The sequence below is a fragment of the Streptococcus sp. FSL L8-0526 genome, assembly GCF_038007145.1.
Taxonomy (GTDB): Bacteria; Bacillota; Bacilli; order Lactobacillales; family Streptococcaceae; genus Streptococcus; species Streptococcus thermophilus.
The window spans coordinates 444945-465698 of record NZ_JBBOWP010000001.1; the positions used below are offsets into that span (position 1 = coordinate 444945).

A 20754-nucleotide genomic window follows, 5' to 3' on the forward strand; every position below is an offset into this window, starting at 1 on the left:
GGAGACGATAGTCCCAACTTTTGACTTAAAAGTTCGGAAAAGGAATTAAATATGGCATTAGATAAAACAAAGGTTATTTATCAAATCTATCCGAAATCACATAGGGACACTACAGGAAATGGAATCGGTGATTTCAGAGGCATCATTGAAAAATGCCTTATCTGTCAGAACTAGGCGTGGATATGGTTTGGCTTAATCCTTTTTATCCAAGCCCACAACGTGACAATGGTTACGACATTTCAGATTATACAGCGGTAAATTCTGTATTTGGGGATATGGCTGATTTTGAAGAGATGGTCCGAGTTGGTAAAGAACACAAGATTGACTTTATGCTAGACATGGTGCTTAACCATTGCTCAACGGAGCATGAGTGGTTTCAAAAAGCATTGGCTGGGGACAAGTATTATCAAGATTTCTACTTTATTCAGGACCAGACAACAGATTGGTTGTCTAAATTTGGCGGCTCTGCTTGGGCACCATTTTGGGGATACGGGGAAATACTATGATCAACCTCGTGCCTTGAATCGCTTTTTGGATATCAAGAACTTCCGTGATGAAGGAGCGACCGTGCTAGCCGCTAGCATTCACTTGTCAAGTAGAACACCATACATCTACATGGGTGAAGAAATCGGGATGGTTGATCCAGAATATGATTCGATGGCAGATTACGTAGATGTGGAATCCATCAATGCTTATCAAATGCTCTTGGACCAAGGTAAATCTCCTGAGCAAGCCTTCAAGATTACCCAAGCTAAGTCACGTGATAATTCTCGTACGCCAATGCAATGGGATGCTTCTGAGAATGCAGGTTTTTCAACAGGTACTCCATGGTTGAAAGCTGGTAAATCTTACAAAGACATTAACGTTGAAAATGAGATTAATGGATCAATCTTTAAATTCTATAAAGAATTAATTCGCTTGAATTCTATAAAGAATTAATTCGCTTGAATTCTATAAAGAATTAATTCGCTTGCATAAAGAAATGCCGATCATTTCAGAAGGAAGCTACCAGCCAGCACTTGAAGATAGTCAACAGGTCTACGTCTTTGGACGCTACTTAGGCGATCAAAAACTCTTGGTGATCAATAATTTTTATGGAAGTGAAGCTGAAGTGGGAATTCCAGAAGAATACCAAGCAGGGCGCGTGCTCTTGTCCAACTATGACGATGCGGAGCTTGCTGAAAAGGTAAGCCTAAAACCTTATCAAACCCTATCAATCTTAGTTAAATAAGACAAACTTTCCTCAGTAAATGTTTTTGCTGGGAAATTTTGTTATAATAAAAACACTTTTAATGTTGATGGAGGAAGTGTAATGACACGCTTACAAGATGATTTTTACCATGCGATTAATGGTGAGTGGGAAAAGACAGCAGTGATTCCAGATGACAAACCATGTACAGGTGGTTTCTCAGATTTAGCAGATGAAATTGAAGACCTCATGCTTGAAACAACTGATCAGTGGTTGGCAGGAGAGAATGTTCCTGACAATGCCATTCTACAAAACTTTATAAAGTTTCACCGTATGACTGCGGACTATGATAAACGTGAGGCAGTTGGTATAGAGCCTGTTAAACCTTTGATTGAAGAATACAAGAAGCTTTCTTCATTCTCAGAATTTGCTTCGAAAATTGCTGAGTATGAGATGTCTGGTAAGCCCAATGAGTTTCCATTCAGTGTGTCTCCAGACTTTATGAATGCTCAATTAAATGTCCTCTGGGCTGACGCACCGGGTATTATTTTGCCTGATACTACCTATTATACGGAGGATAATGAGAAGGGAAAGGAGCTTTTAGAAATTTGGCGTGAGATGCAAGAAGAACTCTTGGAGAAATATGGCTTTACAGCTGAGGAAATCAAAGACCTCTTGGATAAGGTTATTGAGCTTGATGCTAAGTTGGCTAAGTATGTCCTTTCGCGAGAAGAATCTTCAAAGTATGTAGAACTTTACCACCCATATGATTGGGCAGATTTTACCAAGCTGGTGCCTGAACTCCCACTTGATAGTATCTTCACAGAAATCTTGGGACAAGTCCCTGATAAGGTTATCGTTCCTGAAGAGCGCTTCTGGACAGAATTCGCGGCGGAATATTACTCAGAAGCAAATTGGGAGTTACTAAAGGCGGTCCTACTTATCGATGCTACGACATCATGGAATGCCTATTTGACAGACGAACTTCGTGTTCTATCTGGAAAATATAGCCGTGCGCTTTCAGGAACACCACAAGCTATGGATAAGAAAAAAGCAGCTTTCTACTTGGCACAAGGACCTTACAATCAGGCTCTAGGACTTTGGTATGCAGGTGAGAAATTCTCGCCAGAAGCCAAGTCAGACGTCGAAGCCAAAGTAGCAACTATGATTGACGTTTATAAAACACGCCTTCAAACAGCGGATTGGTTGGCTCCTGAGACGCGCGAAAAAGCTATAACGAAGCTGAATGTCATCACACCTCATATCGGTTATCCAGAAAAATTGCCAGAGACCTATGATAAGAAGATTATTGATGATAACTTGTCACTGGTTGAGAATGCACAGAAGTTACTTGAAATTTCAATTGCTCATAGCTGGAGCAAGTGGAATAAACCTGTTGATCGTAGTGAGTGGCACATGCCTGCCCACATGGTTAATGCTTACTATGATCCACAGCAGAACCAAATTGTTTTCCCGGCAGCTATCCTGCAAGCACCTTTTTATGATATTGCGCAAAGCTCATCAGCCAACTATGGTGGTATTGGGGCTGTAATTGCTCACGAGATTTCCCATGCCTTTGATACTAATGGTGCTTCTTTCGATGAAAACGGTAGTCTTAAGAACTGGTGGACTGAAGACGATTACGCAGCCTTTAAAGAACGTACTGATAAAATTGTGGACCAGTTTGAGGGCTTGGATTCTTATGGTGCTAAGGTCAACGGCAAACTGACTGTTTCTGAGAATGTGGCAGATCTTGGTGGTGTGGCGTGTGCCTTAGAAGCAGCAAAACGTGATGAAGATTTTTCGGTTCGAGAATTCTTTGTTAACTTTGCGACGATTTGGCGTACGAAGGCACGTGAAGAATACATGCAAATGTTGGCTAGCGTGGATGTTCATGCCCCAGCTAAATGGCGTACCAATGTTATCGTGACCAACTTCGACGAATTTCACAAAGAATTTGATGTCAAAGAGGGAGACGGCATGTGGCGTGCCCCAGAAGATCGTGTCATTATTTGGTAAAAAGTGATGAAATCTGTCCAAAATGGACGGATTTCTTTATTTTTTTATCCATGTAAGGGTTTACATAATATACATAAACACTATAATAGATTTTTGTTAAAAAATGTGAAGTTTTTAACAATCATTCAAAGGAGTTTCATATGACTAAACAAACTAAAGATGTTCAAACAGTAATAGATGAATTGGCAACAAAAGGTGTTGAAGTCCTCGATGCCATGGCTAACTTTACACAGGAGCAAGTGGACCCACATTGTTCATCAAGCTGCGATTGCTGCCCTAGATAAACATATGTATTTGGCAAAATTGTCTGTTGATGAAACAGGCCGTGGTATTTATGAAGATAAAGCCATCAAAAACATGTATGCTTCTGAATACATTTGGAATAGTATTAAATATGACAAGCCAGTAGGCGTTATCGCTGAAGATAAAGAACAAGGTTCGGTTTCTATCGCTGAGCCAGTAGGCGTTATCTGTGGGGTGACACCAACAACTAACCCAACCTCAACAACGATTTTCAAAGCCCTTATCGCTCTTTAGACTCGCAACTCTTATTGTCTTTGCCTTCCACCCATCAGCTCAAAAATCATCTGCAGAGGCAGCTCGTATCGTCCGTAATGCAGCTATTGAAGCGGGTGCACCTAAGAACTGTATTCAGTGGATTGAAGAGCCATCTATCGAAGCAACTGGTCTTTTGATGAACTATCAGTAATAGCGACTGGTGGGCCTGGTATGGTTAAGGCAGCTTATTCAACTGGTAAACTCTGCTCTTGGTGTAGGCGCTGGGAATGTCCCATCTTATATTGCTGCTGATGCTAAAGTTAAGCGTGCTGTCAACGATATCATCGTTTCAAAAACTTTTTGACAATGGTATGATTTGTTCTTCTGAACAAGCAGCTATCGTTGACGCAGCTATTTATGATGAAGTTAAAGCTGAATTTGAAGCACATCAATGTGTCATTATTTCTAAAAAAGCTGATATTGCTAAATTGGAAAAAGTAGTTCATAATGAAGCACGTACAGCTGTAAACGACGCTATTTTAGGTCACTCATCTATCTGAATTGCTGAAAAAGCTGGTCTTAAAGTACCTGCAGGAACAAAAATGCTTTTGGCAGAAATTTTAGATGCAATAATGAAACACCCTCTTGCCTTGGAAAAATTGTCTTCAGTACTTGACCTTATCAAATCTGATGGCGTTGAAGATGGATTAAAAAATGCAGAAGGCATGCTCAATTTGGGAGGTCTTGGACATACAGCTGTTATTCACACTGAAAATGAAGAACTCCAATTCCAATACGGTATCCGTATGAATGCTTGTCGTGTCTTGGTGAATAGTCCATCGGCTAAAGGTGGCATTGGTAATATCTATAACAACATGATTCCATCATTGACTCTTGGTTGTGGTTCACACGGTCATAACTCAATTTCACACAATGCTAGCTCATTTGATCTCTTGAATTGTCAAGACATTGTCAAAGCGTCACAATAACATGCAATGGTTTCGTGTCCCACCAAAAATCTTCTTCGAAAAAGATTCAATAACTTACTTGCGTCACATTGAAGCTGACCGGGTGATGTTGGTTTGTGATCCTGGTATGGTTCAGTTTGGTTACGCTGACTTGGTTAAACGCCAATTGGAACATAACCGCCATAGACCAGCAGTAGATGTTTTCTCAGATGTTGAGCTAAATCCATCTACGAATACAGTTGGAACGTTTTGTAGACTTCCAACCAGATGTGATTATCGCTCTTGGTGGTTGTTCTGTAATGGATGCTGTTAAGGATATGTGGATGTTCTTTGAACACCCAGATGTAAGCTTCTTCGGAGCTAAACAAAAATTCTTGGATATCCGTAAACGTACCTACAAGATTCCTTACGCTCAGAAGACACAATTCATCTGTATCCCAACAACTTCAGGGACAGGCTCAGAAGTGACGTCATTTGAGGTTATCACTGATAGTGAAACTCACATCAAGTATCCATTGGCAGATTACGCTTTGACTCCAGATATTGCCATCGTTGACCCTGCTTTAGTAATGAGTGTGCCTGCTAGTGTTACAGCGGATACAGGTATGGACGTTTTGACGAACGCCATTGAGTCTTACGTATCAGTAATGGCTGGCGACTATACATGTGGACTCTCACTTCAAGCGATTAAACTTATTTTTGAAAATCTCGAACATTCTTACCACTTTGGTGATGAAGAATCACGTGAAAAGATGCATATGCGTCTACAATGGCTGGTATGGCCTTTGCCAATGACTTTCTTGGTATCAACCACTCACTAGCTCACAAGGTCGGTCCTATGTTTGACATTCCACACGGACCGTACCAATGCAATTTTGATGCCTCACGTAATCCGTTACAATGGTCGTGATCCTCAAAAACACGCTATGTTCCCTAAATATGATTACTTCCGTGCAGACAAGGATTACGCAGATATCGCTCGTTTCATGGGATGGGGTACTGATAAACAATCAGATGCTGAATTGGTTGAAGTTTTGGCACAAAAAGTTTACGAATTGGGTGTTGCCGTTGGTATTGACATGAACTGGAAAGGCCAAGGGGTTACGAAGAAACATCTTCAAGACACTGTCTATACTTTGGCAGAGCATGCGTACGAAGACCAATGTACAACTTGCTAATCCCAAAGAACCTCTTATTTCAGAATTGAAAGAAATTATCGAAGTTGCCTTTGACTACAAAGGTTAAGTGATAGCCTAAAGTAGCTCTATGAGGGCTACTTTTTTTGCTAAAGGCTACTATATTAGAGGGCTGATCCAAATTAAAAATAAAGGGCTTTCCTGAATAAGATAGAAAACGCTTTAAAAATTGTTATAATAACCTTACGGTAAAATAAAGAGTGTTCTATGACAAAAGAAGAAGGGCTTGGTTTGAATGCCACAGTGCATCTTCTCAATCCTCAGGAAATGAGGCCATCAAGGGTCTCCATATGAAGGGAATAGAGCGACTAATAAGTTTAAAGAGATTTAATGTTGATAGGATGGTAACTGTTTACTTCAATCCTCGTCAAAAATTAAAAGAATCATGGGACACAGTAACCTCAAAGAATAATGTGGTAAGGGTAAATCAAAAGATATCACTTTTTCAACTAAGAATGATATCAAAGATAAATTTAAAAAAATCTGGGATAGAAATTACGGATTTTTTCCGGTATTTAAATGAAATTAAACAAGTGAAATCTGAATGATTTTCTCACAAGTTACAATATGTGTAGAAATTTTCTGACAATTATGCTAAAATAGAGCCAAAGACTATCTAAAAAAGAGGATTTACCATGACACTTGTATACCAATCAACACGTGACGAAAATAATAAAGTAACAGCTAGTCAGGCTATTCTTCAAGGATTGGCAACAGATGGTGGCTTGTTCACTCCACTGACAACACCTGAAGTTACTTTAGACTTTGATCACTTGAAAGATGCTTCTTACCAAGAAGTTGCTAAATTAGTTTTGTCTGCTTTCTTGGATGATTTTACTGAAGAAGAATTGGCTTACTGTATCACAAATGCTTATGATGATAAGTTTGATACAGCTGCCATTGCTCCAGTGGTCAAACTTCAAAACCATTACAACCTTGAGCTTTTTCATGGTCCTACCATTGCTTTCAAAGATATGGCGCTTTCAATCTTGCCCTATTTGCTAACAACATCAGCTAAGAAACAAGGTGTTGATAACAAGATTGTTATTTTGACAGCGACATCAGGTGATACTGGTAAAGCTGCCATGGCTGGTTTTGCAGATGTCCCTGGAACTGAAATTATTGTCTTTTATCCAAAAGATGGTGTTTCAAAAATCCAAGAATTGCAAATGACAACTCAAGCAGGTGCTAACACTCATGTTATTGCAATTGATGGTAACTTTGATGATGCCCAAACAGAAGTGAAACGTATGTTTAACGACGTTGATTTGCGTGAGAAATTGTTGACTCATCATATGCAATTCTCATCAGCTAACTCAATGAACATTGGTCGTTTGGTACCACAAGTGGTTTACTATGTGTATGCCTATGCGCAGTTGGTGAAGGCAGGTCATATCCAAAATGGGGATAAGGTTAACTTCACAGTACCAACAGGAAACTTTGGTAACATCTTGGCGGCTTACTATGCACGTCAAATTGGTGTTCCAGTTGGTAAAATAATCTGTGCTTCTAACGAAAATAATGTCCTTACAGACTTCTTTGCAACAGGTACTTATGACAAGAAACGTGACTTTAAGGTAACAACAAGTCCTTCTATGGACATTTTGGTATCTTCTAACCTAGAACGCTTGATTTTCCACCTCCTTGGTAATGATGCGGTTAAGACTAAAGAGCTTATGGATGCGCTTGTGACTAAAGGTGAGTACACTTTGGCTGATGATGCAGATAAAGGTATCCTTGATTTGTTTGCAGCGGGATTTGCAACTGAGGATGAGACAGCTGCTGAAATCAAACGTGTTTATGAAGAAGACAAGTATATTGAAGATCCTCACACAGCGGTTGCCTCAGCTGTTTACGAAGCATACGTTCAAAAGACAAATGATCACACACCAACAGTTATCGCTTCAACAGCTAGTCCATACAAGTTCCCACGTGTAGCGGTTTCAGCTGTTACTGGTAAAGATAGTGGTGATGACTTCAAGGCGGTAGAAGACTTGCACCAACTTTCAGGAGTAGCTATCCCAGCTGCTGTAGATGGACTTGAACGTGCAGGAGTTCGCCATAAAACAGTTGTTGCTGCAGCTGATATGCAGAAAGCAGTTGAGAGCTATCTTGGTGTATAAGAATAAAAAAATAGGAGCTGAGAAATCAGCCCTATTTTTATCAATATAAAAGAAAATATTATGACAGAAACAAAGAAAATTTTAAACATAGCCTTACCGGCTATGGCTGAGAACCTCTTACAAATGTTGATGGGGATTGTCGATTCTTACCTAGTAGCTCAGGTTGGTATTGTTGCTATATCGGGGGTTTCCGTGGCCAATAATATCATTACGATTTATCAGGCTATCTTCATTGCGCTGGGGGCTTCGAGTGCTAGTGTCATTGCTAGAAGCCTAGGAAAAGGAGACGTTAAATCGACTAACAGAGATATCTGGGATGCTATTATTATTACCCTTGCTCTTAGTATCGTCTTGGGTCTACTCTCCATTTTTTTTGGTGGAGCCATTCTTAATCTTCTGGGAACTGAGCAATCTGTGACTCGGGCTGGCAGCCTCTATTTGGCTATAGTCGGTGGAGGTGTGGTCTTTCTGGCTTTGATGACTACCTTTGGTAACATACTACGAGCCAAGGGACGTCCTCGTATTTCCATGGTCGTCAGTCTTTTGACCAATCTTCTTAACGCTCTTCTATCTTCTTTGGCTATTTTTGTTGGACATTGGGGGATTATTGGGGTAGCTACAGCTACGGTTTTTTCTCGCCTAGTTGGGACAGTCATATTATGGACTGCAATGAAATTGGATGTGAAACAGTTTGAAGTTACCAAACCTTTTAACAAGGAGTTGTTGGGAATTGTTCTACCAGCAGCAGGTGAGCGGTTGATGATGCGTGCAGGGGATGTTGTTATAGTGGCCATCATCGTTACCTTTGGTACAGCAGTTGTTGGTGGTAATGCCATTGGTGAAAATCTCACCCAGTTTAACTATATGCCAGGTATGGGGGTGGCTACAGCTACGGTTATCTTGGTTGCCAATAGTTTGGGGCGAGGGGATACGGCGCAGATGAAGCGTATTATACGAGAGTCTTACTGGATTTCAACTTTCTTGATGGTTTTGGTTTCTGGGAGCATCTTACTTTTTGGCCAGGGCTTGTCAAGTTTCTTTACAGATAATAAAGTAGCTATTGCTGCTAGTCAGGTCGTTATTCTTTATTCATTCCTAGGAAATCCCGTGACTTCGGCGACTTTAGTCTACACAGCAGCCTGGCAAGGTCTTGGGAAGGCCAAGATGCCTTTTTACGCAACGACTATTGGGATGTGGCTAATCCGAATTTTCTTAGGCTACTTCCTAGGAGTGAGTTTGAGAATGGGCCTTGCAGGTGTCTGGATTGCAACGGTTGTTGATAATATATGGCGTGCGATCTTTCTCTACGTGATGTATCGTCATTATCTCGCAAAGAGATAGTTTAGATAGTAACATGATGGGGAGATGCTTTTATTTAAAAGGTATCTTCTTCTTATTTTTTACAAGTAGTCTCGAATATGATAGAATAAACTGATAAAAACTTTTTGAGGTAGTAATTATGACTGTAAAAATCAATACAAAAGATGGTCAAATCGAATTGTCAGACGATGTCATCGCAACAGTAGTTGGCGGTTCAGCAACAGAAATTTTTGGCGTTGTTGGTATGGCAAGTAAGAGTGCTATCCGAGATAATTTTCAAGCACTTCTTGGAAAAGAAAACTACGCAAAAGGAGTTGTCGTGAAATCTACTGATGCAGGTATCGCTGTGGATGTCTACACTGTTATGAGTTACGGTGTTAAGATTAGTGAGGTTTCAAAAAATATTCAAGAACGTGTGAAATTTAATCTTGAGAATCAACTCGGTATCAAGACAGGGGCAGTAAATGTTTACGTTCAAAATATCAAGGTCGTAGGAGAAAACTAGTGTCTAAAATTACAACAAGCTTACTTCAGGAGATGGTCCAAGCAGCAGCAACGCGTCTAGGTAAGCAAGCAGAATATGTGAATTCACTCAATGTCTTCCCAGTACCAGATGGAGATACTGGAACTAACATGGGAATGACTATGGATAATGGAGCCAAAGCTGTCGCAGATCAAACAGCTTCAACAGTTGGTGAAGTTGGTCAGGTTTTGTCTAAAGGTCTCTTGATGGGTGCCCGTGGTAACTCAGGTGTTATTACGTCACAATTGTTTCGTGGTTTTGGTCAAAGCATCAAGGATAAAACGGAACTTGACGGCCAAGATCTAGCTCACGCCTTCCAATCAGGTGTTGAAGTTGCGTATAAAGCTGTTATGAAACCTGTCGAAGGAACAATCCTTACAGTATCACGTGGTGCAGCTTCAGCAGCTATTAAGAAAGCTGAGTCTACTAATGATGCTGTTGAGGTTATGCGTGCAGCTCTTGACGGAGCTAAGGCCGCTTTGGCTAAGACACCAGAGATGCTTCCAGTATTGAAAGAAGTTGGTGTAGTAGATTCAGGTGGTCAAGGTTTAGTCTTTATTTATGAAGGTTTCTTGTCAGCCCTAACAGGTGAGTATATCGCTTCAGAGGACTTCCAAGCGACACCTGCTACTATGACAGAGATGATTAATGCAGAACATCATAAGGCAGTTGCAGGTCATGTTGCAACAGAAGATATTACCTTCGGGTACTGTACGGAAATCATGATTGGTCTTAAACAAGGTCCAACTTATGTGAAAGACTTTGACTATGAAGAGTTTCAAAATTACTTGAGTAATCTTGGGGATTCTCTCCTTGTTGTTAACGACGATGAAATTGTAAAAGTTCATATCCATACAGAGGATCCGGGTCTTGTCATGCAAGAAGGTATTAAATATGGTGCTCTTATCAAAGTTAAGGTTGAAAACATGCGTAATCAACACGATGCACAAGTTCAAAAAGCAGCAGCCATTCAAGCTTCGCCTTCTGCTCCTAAAGACTTTGCCCTTATTGCAGTTGTTGCCGGAGATGGACTTGCTAATATCTTTAAATCACAAGGAGTTGACTATGTGATTTCAGGTGGTCAAACAATGAACCCATCAACGGAGGATATCGTTAAGGCTATTGAGCAGGTTAATGCCAAGAATGTTATCATCTTACCAAATAATAAAAACATCTTTATGGCAGCACAATCAGCCACTGAAGTAGTGGATGTTAATGCGGCTGTTGTTGAAACACGTACAGTTCCACAAGGCTTTAGGAGTTTGCTTTCTTTCGATCCAAACAAAAGTATCGAAGCTAATGTTGAAGCTATGACAGTTAGTCTTTCGGATGTAACAAGTGGTAGCGTGACTTTGGCAGTACGTGACACAACTATTGATGGCCTTGAAATTCATGAAAATGATATCCTTGGTATGGTAGACGGTAAGATTCTTGTATCTACACCAGATATGGATCAAGCCCTTCTTGATACCTTTGAAAAGATGATTGACGAAGACAGCGAAATTGTTATGATTTACGTCGGAGAAGAAGGCAATCAAGAACAAGCACAAGCGCTCGCTGAAAAATTGGAAGAGATTCATGAAGATATCGAAGTTGAAATCTTCCAAGGGGACCAACCTGTGTACCCATATCTCTTTAGCGTTGAATAATTTAAAAATAATCATTTTGGAAGTCTTAGGGCTTCCTTTTTGTTTAAATAGTTTCGATACTAAAAACTCATTTTTTTGGAATTACAGAAATATTCCGAAAATTCCTTGACATTACCTTCCAAAGTGGTAACATATGTTGTAAGAAATTTTATAAATTGAAGGTAAGATCATGAGAAGTGATATGATCAAAGTTGGTGTTGATAAAGCACCAGCACGTGGCCTTTTGTATGCGACTGGACAGGTTAAATCTTCTAAGGATATGCAAAAGCCCTTTATTGCTATTTGTAATTCTTATATTGATATTGTTCCAGGACATGTCCACCTACGTGAATTAGCGGATATTGCCAAGGAGGCTATCCGTGAATCTGGTGGTATTCCTTTTGAGTTTAATACTATTGGTGTGGATGACGGGATTGCCATGGGACATATTGGGATGCGTTACAGCCTCCCCTTCACGAGAATTAATTGCTGATGCTGCAGAAACCGTTATTAATGCCCACTGGTTTGACGGTGTGTTCTATATATCCCAAACTGTGATAAGATTACACCAGGAATGATTTTGGCAGCCATGCGTACTAATGTGCCGGCGGTATTCTGTTCAGGTGGACCTATGAAGGGTGGCGTTGATATGACTGGTCATCAGGCTACTTTATCAAGCTTGTTTGAAGCTGTAGGTACTTACCAGGCTGGAGATATGAGCAAGAAAGAGCTTGATTATTTAGAGAAAAATGCCTGTCCAACTTGTGGTTCATGTTCAGGAATGTTTACTGCTAACTCAATGAACTGTTTAATGGAAGTTTTTGGTCTTGCCCTTCCAGGTAACGGTACTATCCTAGCCGTTTCAGACGAACGTCGTGAATTGGTTCGTCAAGCAGCAACAAAATTAATGGATAACATCAAAAATAATGTTCGCCCACGTGATATTGTGACCAAAGAAGCCATCGATGATGCTTTTGCTCTAGATATGGCTATGGGTGGTTCAACCAATACCGTTCTTCATACCCTTGCTATTGCGCGTGAGGCTGGTATTGACTATGACCTTAAGGATATTAATGATATTGCTAAGAAGACACCTTATCTCTCTAAAATTGCTCCTTCCAGCATCTATACCATGCATGATGTACATGAAGCAAGTGGTGTTCCAGCCATTATTAATCAGTTAATCAAGAAAGGTGCCATTAAGGGTGATCGTATTACGGTTACTGGTAAAACCTTAAAAGAAAATGTAGCTGGTGCCGAAATCAAAAATGAAGAAATTATCCATCCAATCGAGCAACCTATTTCACCGGTTGGCGGTTTGTCTATCCTTTATGGAAATATTGCTCAGGATGGGGCTGCTATCAAGGTTGATGGTGTAGATCCATCCGTTAAAACTTTCCGTGGTAAGGCTATTTGTTGCGATTCACAAGCTCAAGCTCTTGAATTGATTGATAATGGAACAGTTAAGAAGGGTCATGTTGTTGTCATTCGTTACGAGGGTCCTCAGGGTGGTCCTGGTATGCCAGAGATGTTAGCGCCAACCTCTAAGATTGTAGGCCGCGGTCTTGGCAAGGATGTTGCTCTGATTACTGATGGTCGTTTCTCAGGAGCAACTCGTGGTATTGCTATTGGTCACGTATCTCCAGAAGCTGCGGAAGGTGGCAATATAGCTCTGATTGAAGATGGGGATGAAATTGTGATTGATCTTCCGAATCGTACCCTTGATTTGCTCGTTGATGATGTGACATTTGAAGCACGCCGTAAGCACTTGAAGCCTTTCACATCTAAGATCTCAAGTGGCTGGTTGCGCCGTTACGCTGTTTTTGCTAAATCAGCTAATGTCGGAGGAACTCTTATGAGTGATGAAGAATTTGAAGAACGTAAAGCAGAACGTCAGGCACAAGAAAAAAACTAAGAATATTATTTCCGAAGAGTTTGTGATATTTTTCTCTGAAACCCTTGCAAATTTAGTTAAAAATGTTATTATAGTATACAAGGTTTTGAATTTTTAGACAATTCGAAAAAAACAATTGCTAAAGGAGGTCCATGTGGAGAAAATTGAACTTGAAGAAGCACGCTCTGGTGCTGATTTGATTCTTGATACACTTCTCGAACTTGGGATTTCAACCATTTTTGGGTATCCTGGCGGAGCGGTTCTTCCTTTGTATGATGCTATTTACAAAAATGAAGAGATTAATCATATTTTGTCTCGTCATGAGCAAGGAAGCCTGCATGAAGCTGAAGGTTATGCTAAATCAACTGGGAAACTTGGTGTTGCTCTTGTAACGAGTGGTCCCGGTGCAACGAATGCTATTACCGGGATTGCAGATGCTATGAGTGATAGTGTACCTCTTCTGGTCTTTACGGGTCAGGTAGCAACATCAGGTATTGGTAAGGATGCCTTCCAAGAGGCTGACATTGTCGGAATTACCATGCCAATTACCAAATACAACTACCAGATTCGTGATACGGCTGATATTCCTCGTATTATTCGAGAAGCGGTTCATATCGCAACGACAGGACGTCCTGGTCCGGTTGTTATCGACCTTCCAAAAGATGTTGTAGCTAAGGAAACTGCCTTCATCAACGATCCTGAAATCAATCTTCCAAGTTACCAACCGACGCTAAGACCAAACGAGATGCAAATTAAGAAAATCTTGAAACAGTTGGGCAAAGCTAAGAAGCCGGTTATTGTAGCTGGGGGTGGAGTGGCTTATTCTGAATCTGCTAAGGAGCTAGTTGCTTTTGCAGAACGCTACCAAATTCCAGTTGTTACGAGTCTTCTAGGTCAGGGAACAATTGCTACTAGTCATCCCCTCTTCTTGGGTATGGGGGGTATGCACGGTTCATATGCAGCTAATATTGCTATGACTGATGCTGACTTTATGATCGCCATAGGTTGTCGTTTTGATGACCGCTTGACAGGTAATCCAAAAACATTTGCTAAGAATGCAAAGGTTGTTCATATTGATATAGATCCGGCTGAGATTGGCAAGATTATTGCGGTAGATTTGCCAGTTGTTGGTGATGCCAAGCAAGCTCTTGAAATGCTCTTAGCAGAACCAGTGGTTAAGAATAACACTGAAAAATGGATCGAAAAAGTCAAAAAAGATAAAGAGCGTGTACGTTCTTACGATAAGAAAGAACGTATGGTACAGCCTCAGGCGGTTATCGAGCGTATTGGTGAATTGACCGAGGGTAATGCAGTTGTTGTCACTGACGTTGGGCAACATCAAATGTGGACAGCTCAGTATTATCCATATCAAAATGAGCGTCAACTGGTGACATCAGGTGGTCTTGGAACTATGGGATTTGGTGTTCCAGCAGCAATTGGTGCTAAAATTGCTAATCCTGATAAAGAAGTTATCCTCTTTGTTGGTGATGGTGGTTTCCAAATGACGAACCAAGAATTGGCTATTTTAAATATTTACAAGGTGTCAATCAAGATTGTTATGTTGAATAACCACTCACTTGGTATGGTACGTCAATGGCAAGAGTCCTTCTACGAAGGGCGTACATCAGAGTCTGTCTTTAATACTCTTCCTGATTTTCAACTGATGGCTCAAGCTTATGGGATTAAGTCTTATAAGTTTGATAATCCAGAAACGATTGATCAGGATTTGGAAGTTATCATAGAGGATGTGCCGATGTTCATCGAGGTTGATATTTCTCGTAAAGAGCATGTTTTGCCAATCGTTCCAGCTGGTAAGAGTAATCATGAAATGTTGGGGGTGAAGTTCAATGCGTAGAATGTTAACAGCTAAACTTCAGAACCGATCAGGTGTTCTTAATCGTTTCACTGGAGTGCTTTCACGCCGTCAGGTCAATATTGAGAGTATTTCCGTTGGAGCAACGGAAAATCCTGATGTTTCACGTATTACCATTATCATTGATGTGAATTCTCATAATGAGGTTGAGCAGATTATTAAACAACTTAATCGTCAGATTGATGTGATTCGCATTCGTGACATCACTGATGGTCCCCACTTGGAACGCGAGGTTATCTTGGTTAAGGTGTCGGCACCAACTTCTAAACGTGCTGAAATCTTGGCAATCATTCAACCTTTCCGTGCTTCGGTGGTGGATGTTGCACCAAGCTCTATCACTATCCAGATGACTGGAGATGTTGAAAAGAGTGAGGCGCTTCTACGAGTTATTCGACCTTACGGTATCAAGAATATTGCTCGTACGGGTGCTACTGGATTGACCCGTGATTAAAAAATCCATTATAAATTTGTTAACCTAGCCTTAAAAAAGGCAATTAAATATTATTTTAGAAAAGAGATATACTACTATGGCAGTTCAAATGGAATATGAAAAAGATGTAAAAGTACCAGCACTTGATGGTAAAAAAATCGCCGTTATCGGTTACGGTTCACAAGGTCACGCTCACTCACAAAACTTGCGTGATACAGGTCACGATGTTATCATCGGTGTTCGTCCAGGTAAATCATTTGATAAAGCTAAAGAAGATGGTTTTGATACTTACACAGTAGCAGAAGCAACTAAATTGGCTGATGTTATCATGATTTTGGCTCCAGACGAAATCCAACAAGAACTTTACGAAGCAGAAATCGCTCCAAATCTTGAAGCTGGTAACGCTGTTGGTTTTGCTCACGGTTTCAACATCCACTTTGAATTTATTAAAGTACCAGCAGATGTTGATGTATTTATGTGTGCACCTAAAGGACCAGGTCACTTGGTACGTCGTACATTTGAAGAAGGTTTTGGTGTACCTGCCCTTTACGCAGTATACCAAGATGCTACAGGTAACGCTAAAGACATCGCTATGGACTGGTGTAAAGGTATTGGTGCAGCACGTGTAGGTCTTCTTGAAACAACATACAAAGAAGAAACTGAAGAAGATTTGTTTGGTGAACAAGCAGTTCTTTGTGGTGGTTTGACTGCCCTTATCGAAACTGGTTTTGAAGTCTTGACTGAAGCTGGATATGCACCAGAATTGGCTTACTTTGAAGTACTTCACGAAATGAAATTAATCGTTGACTTGATTTACGAAGGTGGATTCAAGAAAATGCGTCAATCAATTTCTAACACTGCTGAATTCGGTGACTATGTATCAGGTCCACGTGTTATCACTGAACAAGTGAAAGAAAACATGAAAGCAGTTCTTGCTGATATCCAAAATGGTAAATTCGCTAATGACTTCGTTAACGACTACAAAGCTGGACGTCCAAAACTTACTGCTTACCGTGAAGAAGCTGCTAACCTTGAAATCGAAAAAGTTGGTGCTGAATTGCGTAAAGCAATGCCATTCGTTGGTCAAAATGACGATGATGCATTCAAAATCTATAACTAATGCGATAGTCTCAAAAACCAGCCTAGTGCTGGTTTTTTTGTGTTCTTAAGAAAGTGGTTAGGTGTTAAGCTTATGGCTTTGTGTGTAAAAAAAATTCACTCCACTAGGGAGTGAGAATGGTCATAAATTAGTAAGTTAAAACAAAGTTTTTCTTCTTACCGCGACGGATAACAGTGATTTCATTGTCAATCTTATCGGTATCTGAAAGAGTGTAATCCAAGTCTTGCACGCGTTCACCGTTGATATAGATAGCACCGTTTTGCACGTCTTCACGTGCTTGACGTTTAGATGGTGAAATTTTAGCATTGACGAGAAGTTCAACAATGTTAAGATTTTCATCTGCTGAAATCTCATAGGTTGGGACACCATTGAGGGCAACTTTAAGGTCACGTGCTGAGAGGGCTTTAAGGTTACCAGCGAAGAGTTGTTCGGTGATATGAACAGCTTGTTCATAGGCTTCTTTACCGTGAACCAAAGTAACAACTTCTCGAGCCAGAACCTTTTGTGCTAAACGTTGGTGACGAGCTTGGTCAAATTCTTTACCGATTTCTTCGATTTCTTCAAGTGACAAGAAAGTGAAAATTTTCAAGAAACGAACGGCATCATCGTCCATAACGTTAAGCCAGAATTGGTACATTTCGTAAGGTGTTGTCTTAGTAGCGTCAAGCCAGACAGCGTTACCTTCAGATTTGCCGAATTTTTTACCAGTTGAATCTGTGATAAGTGGAACTGTGATTACGTGTCCAGATTTGTCCGCTTTACGACGCAAGAGCTCAGTACCTGCTGTCATGTTACCCCATTGGTCAGAACCACCAATTTGTAGGGTTACGCCATATTTAGCATTGAGTTCATAGAAGTCGTAACCTTGCATAATTTGGTAAGCGAACTCAGTGTAAGAGATACCTGTTTCGATACGTTTCCTAACAGATTCCTTACTCATCATGTAGTTAACTGTGAAGTATTTACCGACATCACGCAAGAAATCGATGAAACTAATTGAACCAAACCAGTCATAGTTGTTGACCATAACGGCTTTGTTATCACCATTTTCAAAATCAAGGAAGCGAGAGAGTTGGCCTTGGATTTTTTCTACCCAACCTTCAACGGTTTCTTTGGTTTGGAGGCTACGCTCAGCATCTTTAAATGATGGGTCACCAATCAAACCTGTCGCACCTCCAACGAGGGCGTAAGGTTTGTGGCCAGCCAATTGAAGGCGACGACTAGTAAGGATAGCGACGAGGTGTCCAAGATGGAGACTGTCTGCTGTTGGGTCATAACCGGTGTAGAATGAGACTGGCCCTTCTTCAAGGGCTTTTACAAGGGCTTCTTCATCTGTGGTTTGAAAAATCAAGCCACGTGCTTTTAGTTCTTCAAAAATTGTCATGATATTCTCCAGTAAAGTATATTCTGCACCATTATACCAAAAGAAAGCAACCCTATGCAAGCTTTGTCAAAGTTTGCTATAATAGAGCTTGAGGTATTTCTATGAATTTTGAAAAAATAATAAATTATTTTAGACGGTTAGGGAAGGTTTTTCGTGAAAAGTTTGCCGGCTCCAATTCTAAAAAAAGAGATAAATTTTTGAAAGTAAGGAAGGCTGGAATTAAATCTAAGTGGAATCGTAAGCAAGCGGAGAAGTCGCCTGAAGACAGAATGACAGTCTTAGACATGGCTGATGTTTTTTTAAAGACATTAAAGCTCTTGTCTGATTTCTTTTATGTGGTCATTATTGTCTTAACCTTGTTTGGTACTGGGCTTGGCTTGGGCTATCTGAGCAGTCAGATAGAGTCTGTTCCATTGATTAAGGATAAAACCTTGTTGAATCAGATTGGCGAGGTTAGTTTGGTGTCTTCGATGAGTTATTCTGATTCTAAGAAGATTGCAGATATTGATACGGACCTGCTTAGAACTCCTATTGATAGTGATGCAATTTCTAATAATGTTAAAAATGCCATTATTGCTACTGAGGATGAAAATTTCAATAAGCATAAGGGGGTTGTACCAAAAGCTGTCTTTAGAGCCTTGGTATCCTCAGTCTTGGGAGTAGGTTCCTCTAGTGGTGGTTCAACCCTAACACAGCAATTGATAAAACAACAGGTTACAGGAGATACTCCAACATTTAAACGTAAAGTGGCAGAGATTATCTATGCACTACAACTGGAACGTCATGCTTCGAAAAATGAAATTTTAACTGATTATCTGAATGTTTCTCCTTTTGGCCGTAACAACAAGGGGAAAAATATTGCTGGTATCGAAGAGGCTGCACAAGGGATTTTTGGGGTCTCTGCAGCAGATTTGACAGTCCCTCAGGCAGCTTATCTGGCAGGTTTACCACAGAGCCCAATTGTCTATTCACCCTATACTGCGGATGGTCAACTAAAAAATGAAAAAGATCTTTCCTATGGCTTGGCACGTCAGAAAGATGTACTCTACAATCTCTATCGAGGCGGTTACCTAGATAAGTCACAATACGAAAGTTATAAGAGTTATGACGTTACTCAAGATTTCAAGGCTTGTGAGAATCCAGATGCTGTCAGTCATGACTATTTGTACTATTCAGTCATGTCTGAAGCTCAAGATATCATGTATGATTATTTGGTGAAGCGTGACAAGGTATCTAGTCAAGATTTGAAAAATGATACGACAAAGGAAGCCTACCGTGAGATGGCTCTCCGAGAGCTACAAACAGGTGGTTATCATGTTAAGACAACAATTGACAATGCTGTCTACCATGCGATGCAAGATACTGCGAACCAATATGGAGATCTACTTGATCAGGGTGGAAATAACGGGGTCGAAGTTGGAAATGTACTAATGGACAATGCGACTGGAGCGATCTTAGGATTTGTTGGTGGTCGTAATTATGAGAATAACCAGAATAACCATGCCTTTGATACTGCTCGTTCTCCTGGATCTTCTATTAAGCCTATTATTGCTTATGGAATTGCCATTGACCAAGGTTTAATGGGTAGCTCAAGTATCCTTTCAAATTATCCAACTAATTTTACAGGTGGGACACCGATTCTTCATGATGGCGATAAGGGAACGGCCATGATGAATTTGCAAGAGGCGCTTAATACGTCGTGGAATATTCCTGCCTTTTGGACCTATCAAATGCTTCAACATCATGATGTTGACGTTGAGGGCTATATGACCAAGATGGGTTATAAGATTGCTAACTACAATATTGAGAGTCTGCCCCTTGGTGGTGGGATTGAAACTACTGTTGCTCAGCAGGTAAACGCCTATCAAATGCTTTCAAATGGCGGTGTCTATGAAAAAGGTTATATGATTGATAGTATTACTGATAGCGCTGGTGAGGTTATTTATCAACATAAACCTAAAGGGGTTCAGGTCTTTACAAGGGCTACGGCTAGCATTATGGATAACTTACTTAAAGAAGTTGTGGTTAAGGGAGCGACAACCCAATTTTATTCGGAGTTAAAAAATGTCAATGGTGCAGCGGCGTCAGCTGACTGGATGGGTAAAACAGGGACAACTGATAACTTTGCTGATTCTTGGTTGGTTGTATCGACGCCTGGCATTACCCTCGGAGGTTGGGCTGGTTATGATGACAATGCACCTACCAATTCTAAAACGGGTTACACCTACAATGCCCAATATATGGCTCATTTGACTTCAGCCATCTATAATGCTAATCCAGGTATTTTCAAAACGGGAGATAAGTTTAATATAGATTCAAGCGCCATTAAGGCAAGTGTGCTCAAGTCGACAGGCCTTAAGCCAGCAACGGTATCGGTCAATGGCCGTAATGTCTCTGTAAGTGGTGAAATGGTTGATAGTTATTGGGCTAAAAATGGACCTGGCGATACAATCTACAAGTTTGCCATTGGTGGAACGGATAGTGACTACCAAAAAGCTTGGTCTAGTATTCTTGGAGAACATTAGGCTATTTCCAATAATACTTGCAAAATAGTTAAAATTTAGGTACAATATAGACAGCTATTTGTCG

Annotated in this window: 11 protein-coding genes and 3 pseudogenes; 13 read left to right on the forward strand and 1 reads right to left on the reverse strand. The window is 40.5% G+C overall.

Going from position 1 to position 20754, the window contains the following annotated elements; genetic code table 11:
- Positions 1-51 precede the first annotated feature (51 nt).
- The 12 genes and pseudogenes from NSQ85_RS02520 to ilvC all read left to right on the forward strand — a co-directional run bounded on the left by NSQ85_RS02520 (position 52) and on the right by ilvC (position 16781).
- Positions 52-1231 (forward strand): annotated as a pseudogene (locus NSQ85_RS02520) (alpha-amylase family glycosyl hydrolase).
- 81 nt (positions 1232-1312) lie between these two features.
- Positions 1313-3208, forward strand: a complete 1896-nt coding sequence (locus NSQ85_RS02525; RefSeq protein ID WP_179974052.1) for a M13 family metallopeptidase — start codon at positions 1313-1315, stop codon at positions 3206-3208.
- Positions 3209-3348: 140 nt separating this feature from the next.
- Positions 3349-5919 (forward strand): annotated as a pseudogene (adhE, locus tag NSQ85_RS02530) (bifunctional acetaldehyde-CoA/alcohol dehydrogenase).
- Positions 5920-6505: 586 nt separating this feature from the next.
- Positions 6506-7993 (forward strand): threonine synthase, encoded by a 1488-nt coding sequence (gene thrC, locus NSQ85_RS02535; protein ID WP_100284928.1) that lies wholly within the window; start codon positions 6506-6508, stop codon positions 7991-7993.
- Positions 7994-8053: 60 nt separating this feature from the next.
- A complete protein-coding gene (locus NSQ85_RS02540; protein ID WP_179974049.1) occupies positions 8054-9334 on the forward strand; it encodes an MATE family efflux transporter in 1281 nt (426 codons plus the stop codon).
- A gap of 118 nt (positions 9335-9452) precedes the next feature.
- A complete protein-coding gene (locus tag NSQ85_RS02545; protein WP_179974048.1) occupies positions 9453-9818 on the forward strand; it encodes an Asp23/Gls24 family envelope stress response protein in 366 nt (121 codons plus the stop codon).
- Complete coding sequence (locus tag NSQ85_RS02550; protein ID WP_179972354.1) at positions 9818-11485, forward strand: DAK2 domain-containing protein; 1668 nt, start codon at positions 9818-9820, stop codon at positions 11483-11485. Before NSQ85_RS02545 ends, NSQ85_RS02550 begins: the two co-directional genes overlap by 1 nt.
- Positions 11486-11744: 259 nt before the next feature.
- Positions 11745-12650, forward strand: a pseudogene (locus NSQ85_RS10685) (dihydroxy-acid dehydratase domain-containing protein); the annotation flags it as partial.
- Between the two features lie 132 nt (positions 12651-12782).
- Complete coding sequence (locus NSQ85_RS10690; RefSeq protein ID WP_445330295.1) at positions 12783-13379, forward strand: hypothetical protein; 597 nt, start codon at positions 12783-12785, stop codon at positions 13377-13379.
- Between the two features lie 133 nt (positions 13380-13512).
- Positions 13513-15213, forward strand: coding sequence for an acetolactate synthase large subunit (locus tag NSQ85_RS02560; RefSeq protein WP_179972353.1), 1701 nt, complete (start codon positions 13513-13515; stop codon positions 15211-15213).
- Complete coding sequence (gene ilvN / locus NSQ85_RS02565) at positions 15206-15682, forward strand: acetolactate synthase small subunit (RefSeq protein WP_100284931.1); 477 nt, start codon at positions 15206-15208, stop codon at positions 15680-15682. Before NSQ85_RS02560 ends, ilvN begins: the two co-directional genes overlap by 8 nt.
- A gap of 76 nt (positions 15683-15758) precedes the next feature.
- The gene (gene ilvC, locus NSQ85_RS02570) at positions 15759-16781 is read left to right on the forward strand and encodes a ketol-acid reductoisomerase (protein ID WP_002952054.1); all 1023 of its coding nucleotides are present in this window, start codon (positions 15759-15761) and stop codon (positions 16779-16781) included.
- 127 nt (positions 16782-16908) lie between these two features.
- On the opposite strand, the gene tyrS is transcribed toward ilvC, so the two are convergent.
- A complete protein-coding gene (gene tyrS, locus NSQ85_RS02575; RefSeq protein ID WP_179972352.1) occupies positions 16909-18165 on the reverse strand; it encodes a tyrosine--tRNA ligase in 1257 nt (418 codons plus the stop codon).
- A gap of 101 nt (positions 18166-18266) precedes the next feature.
- On the opposite strand from tyrS, the gene pbp1b reads away from it, so the two are divergent.
- A complete protein-coding gene (gene pbp1b, locus NSQ85_RS02580; RefSeq protein ID WP_340781077.1) occupies positions 18267-20690 on the forward strand; it encodes a penicillin-binding protein PBP1B in 2424 nt (807 codons plus the stop codon).
- Positions 20691-20754: the final 64 nt, after the last annotated feature.